Raw genomic sequence first — 3,750 nt, 5'->3', positions numbered from 1 at the left:
CCCCGCAGGCCACCATCGCCAGCAAGGGCCCGCTCATCAGCAGCCATGGCCAGGGTTCCTTCCACCAGGGATTGCTTTGCTGCATCATCAGGCCTCCTCTAGATTTCTCGGTTCAAAGATTGCGCGGTACGATGAAGCTGGTGCCCTGGCTGATTTCCGCACCGCCCCCACTGTCATCTCCTGTCGCAGTGACCGTCACCTGGATCTTGTGGGTGCCCTGGCCAGCGGCTTCGATCGGCACGCGCACGCGAATCGGAATCAGGCGGTTTGAGGTGGGCTCGAGATTGCCGGCAGCGTGATCGTATTCCACGGCCAGGCCCTTCAGGTCATCACTGTCCGCGCGAATGGCCACATGCATCGGCGCCTCGGTCGTGTTGATCAGTTGCAGGCGATACACGTTCTCGATCCAGCGTCCCTCCACTTCCCTGCCCAGCGCGCCGCGGTCGCGGATGATATCGACCTTGAGCGGTGTGCGCATGGCCAGCGACACCGTGAAGCCGGCAACCAGGGCCAGCCAGATCACGGAGTACACCACCGTGCGCGGCCGGAACAGACGCTTGCGCGCCTCCGCCTCGGGCAGCACGCTGCGCATGGCGTTCTCCGAGGTGTAGCGGATCAGCCCGCGCGGATACGCCATCTTGTCCATGACCTGGTTGCAGGCGTCGATGCAGGCGCCGCAACCGATGCAGTCGTACTGCAGGCCGTCGCGAATATCGATGCCGGTGGGGCAGACCTGCACGCAGATGCTGCAGTTCACGCAATCGCCCATGCCGGCGGCCTGGTGGTCCACCTTGCGCGAGCGGCTGCCGCGCGGCTCGCCGCGGCCCACGTCATACGTCACCACATACGTGTCGCGATCGACCATCACGCTCTGGAAGCGTGCATAAGGACACATGTACTTGCACACCTGCTCGCGCATGAAGCCGGCGTTGCCCCAGGTGGCGAAGGCGTAGAACAGCATCCAGAACGTTTGCCACGGCCCCAGCGACAGGCTGAGCACGTGGCCGCCCAACTCGCGAATGGGCGAAAAGTACCCGACGAAGGTAAAGCCGGTCCATAGCGCGATCACGATCCAGAGCGTGTGCTTGGTGGCCTTGAGCCGCAGCTTGCGCGCGCTCCACGGATCGCCATCCAGGCGGATGCGGGCAAAGCGATCGCCTTCCACATGCCGCTCGATCCACATGAAGATTTCTGTGTACACCGTCTGCGGACAGGCATAGCCGCAGAACAGGCGACCCGCGATCGCCGTGAACAGGAACAGCGAGAGCGCGGAAATCACCAGCAGCACGGACAGGTAGATCACATCCTGCGGCCAGAGCACCAAGCCGAAGATGTAGAACTTGCGCGCGCCGAGATCGAACAACATGGCCTGGCGGCCGTTCCATTGCAGCCAGGGCATGCCATAGAAGAACAGCTGGGTCAGGACCACCATCCAGACCCGCCAGCTCGAAAACGCCCCTGTGACTGAGCGCGGATAGATCTTGCGGCGGACTTCGTACAGGGTTTCATCCGAGGTTTCCCCATCCCCCGTGGCGGATGCGGGCTCCCGCAGAGGCCCCCAGGCGGCTCCGTGCTTTCTCAGCGGTTCCGGTTCCGGGGCATTCATGGGCGATCACCCCCAGCGGCACGCAGGCTCCACATGCTGGCGTCGCCGTTCATTGCCCGCTCCCCGCGGGGGCTGCCCCATTGTTCGACAGTCCCCAGACATAGGCCGTCAGCATGCGGATGCGCTCCGGCGTCAGGATTTCCTCGTGTGCCGGCATGTGGTTGTTGTGACCCTTCAGGATGGCGTCGACGATGTTTGCCTCCGAACTGCCGTACAGCCAGACCTTGTCCGACAGGTTGGGCGCACCGAGCGCCTGGTTACCCTTGCCGGAAGAGCCATGGCAGGCCGCGCACGTGGACTTGAATGTGCTTTCGCCACGCGAGGCGCGAATCGGATCGGAAGACAAGCCTGACAGCGAACGAACGTATTGCGCCACGTCGCCGGCCAGTTTGCCGTCGATGGTCGAAGCGAATGACGGCATCACGCCGTTGCGCCCCTTGGTAATGGTCTGGGTGATGGTCGCGGGATCGCCGCCATACAGCCAGTCGTTGTCGGTCAGGTTGGGAAAGCCGCGGCTGCCGCGCGCGTCGGAGCCATGGCATTGCGCGCAGTAGTTGAGAAACAGGCGCTGCCCGATCTCGCGCGCAGCCGGATCCGCGGCCACCTGCTTGACGTCCATCTGCATGTACTTGCCATAGACATCGCTCTGCACCTGCTCAGCCGCCTTGCGATGTGCCTCCAGTTCGACCCGGCTGGATGTCTTGAGCACGCCGGCGTAGGAACCCAGTCCCGGGTACAGCACCAGGTAGACCAGCCCGAAGAGGCAAGCCAGCAGGAACATCCACATCCACCAGCGTGGCAGCGGATTGTTCAGCTCGCGCAGGTCGCCGTCCCACACGTGGCCAGTGTCTTCGGTAGCGCCGGCCACCTTGACCACCTTGCGCTGGGAGAACAGCAGCCATATGCACCAGACGATGCCTACCAGCGCAATGGCGGCGATGTAGTAACTCCAGAAATCCGTGAAGAAGTCGCTCATGACTCAGTGTTCCTGCTTGGTGTTGTTTGCTCCGCCGGCACGATGGCGGCCGTCGTGGTTCGCGGCCAGCGGCTCGTCGGGCAGCGCGAATGGCAGCATGGCCGACTCCTGGTTGGCTGCCTTGCGGCCGGACGACCAGGCCCACCAGCAGATCGCGAGAAACGCCACCATCGAGATCACGGTGGAAAACGCAGTGATCATTGCCATGGCTTACTCCTTGGCCGGCGCGGCTGCGGGCTGAACCGCGGCTGCGGTGTCCACACGCACATTGCGCTTGCTGATGCCAAGCTCCTGCAGGTAGGCGACCATCGCGTCCTCTTCGGTCTTGCCTGCCAGCGTGGCGGGCGCCTGTTCGATCTCGGCGTCGGTATAGGGCACACCCAGCCGCCTCAGCGCACGCATGCGGTCGCGGATATCGTTGGCCTGCAGCGGAGCCTTCTCGAGCCACGGGTAGGACGGCATCACCGACTCGGGCACCACGTCGCGCGGATTGCGCAGGTGGATGCGCTGCCAGTCATCGGAATAGCGGCCGCCCACGCGCGCCAGGTCGGGACCAGTACGCTTGGAGCCCCACAGGAAGGGATGGTCATAGACCGATTCGCCGGCCGTCGAGTAGTGGCCATAGCGTTCGACATCGCCCTGCAGCGTACGCACCTGCTGCGAATGGCAGCCCACGCAACCCTCGCGGATATAGATATCGCGGCCCATCAGGCGCAGCGGCGAATACGGCTTGATCCCCGCATCGGGCTCCGTTGTGGAGTGCTGGAAGAACAGCGGCACAATCTGGACTAGCCCGGCGATACTGACCACCAGGATGGTGCAGATGATCAGCCAGCCGATGTTCTTCTCCAGGGTCTCGTGCGTAAAGAAGCTTCGTTTTTCAGACATCGTTTCTATCCTGGAATGATCAATGGGCGGAGGCACCAACGCTGGTCGGGATCGGCGCATCCACCGCGGGCTTGCCGATGATGGTTCGCGCCACGTTGTAGGCCATCAGCAACATGCCGGACAGGAAACACAGGCCACCCAGCAAGCGGATCAGGTAGAACGGGTACTTGGCCTTGACCGCTTCCACGAAGGCATAGGTGAGCGTGCCGTCGGGCTGCGTGGCCCGCCACATCAAGCCTTCCATCACGCCTGCGATCCACATCGAGGCGATATACAGGAC

4 protein-coding genes and 1 pseudogene are annotated in these 3,750 nt (G+C 63.4%); all 5 read right to left on the bottom strand.

The genetic code is table 11. The annotated features are described in order from the left end of the window. Positions 1 to 112: 112 nt before the first annotated feature. The gene (gene ccoG, locus AC1DN0_RS40600; protein ID WP_441632177.1) at positions 113 to 1,606 is read right to left on the bottom strand and encodes a cytochrome c oxidase accessory protein CcoG; all 1,494 of its coding nucleotides are present in this window, start codon (positions 1,604 to 1,606) and stop codon (positions 113 to 115) included. A gap of 49 nt (positions 1,607 to 1,655) precedes the next feature. Beyond that, complete coding sequence (gene ccoP, locus AC1DN0_RS40595; RefSeq protein WP_045239399.1) at positions 1,656 to 2,582, bottom strand: cytochrome-c oxidase, cbb3-type subunit III; 927 nt, start codon at positions 2,580 to 2,582, stop codon at positions 1,656 to 1,658. A 3-nt stretch (positions 2,583 to 2,585) separates the two neighbouring features. After that, positions 2,586 to 2,789 (bottom strand): cbb3-type cytochrome oxidase subunit 3, encoded by a 204-nt coding sequence (locus AC1DN0_RS40590; RefSeq protein WP_035867847.1) that lies wholly within the window; start codon positions 2,787 to 2,789, stop codon positions 2,586 to 2,588. A 3-nt stretch (positions 2,790 to 2,792) separates the two neighbouring features. Beyond that, positions 2,793 to 3,470 carry a cytochrome-c oxidase, cbb3-type subunit II gene (gene ccoO / locus AC1DN0_RS40585; protein WP_441632174.1) on the bottom strand — a complete coding sequence of 226 codons (678 nt, stop codon included), beginning with the start codon at positions 3,468 to 3,470 and terminating at the stop codon, positions 2,793 to 2,795. A 19-nt stretch (positions 3,471 to 3,489) separates the two neighbouring features. Further along, positions 3,490 to 3,750, bottom strand: a pseudogene (locus AC1DN0_RS40580) (cytochrome C oxidase Cbb3); the annotation flags it as partial.

The organism is Cupriavidus sp. 05N39 (genome assembly GCF_056397325.1).
This window is presented reverse-complemented; position numbering and strand designations above follow the sequence as displayed.

Bases quoted from the DNA above. Each gene is read 5' to 3' on its own strand.
- ccoG (WP_441632177.1), bottom strand. From the start codon at position 1,606: ATGAATGCCCCGGAACCGGAACCGCTGAGAAAGCACGGAGCCGCCTGG.
- ccoP (WP_045239399.1), bottom strand. From the start codon at position 2,582: ATGAGCGACTTCTTCACGGATTTCTGGAGTTACTACATCGCCGCCATT.
- AC1DN0_RS40590 (WP_035867847.1), bottom strand. From the start codon at position 2,789: ATGGCAATGATCACTGCGTTTTCCACCGTGATCTCGATGGTGGCGTTT.
- ccoO (WP_441632174.1), bottom strand. From the start codon at position 3,470: ATGTCTGAAAAACGAAGCTTCTTTACGCACGAGACCCTGGAGAAGAAC.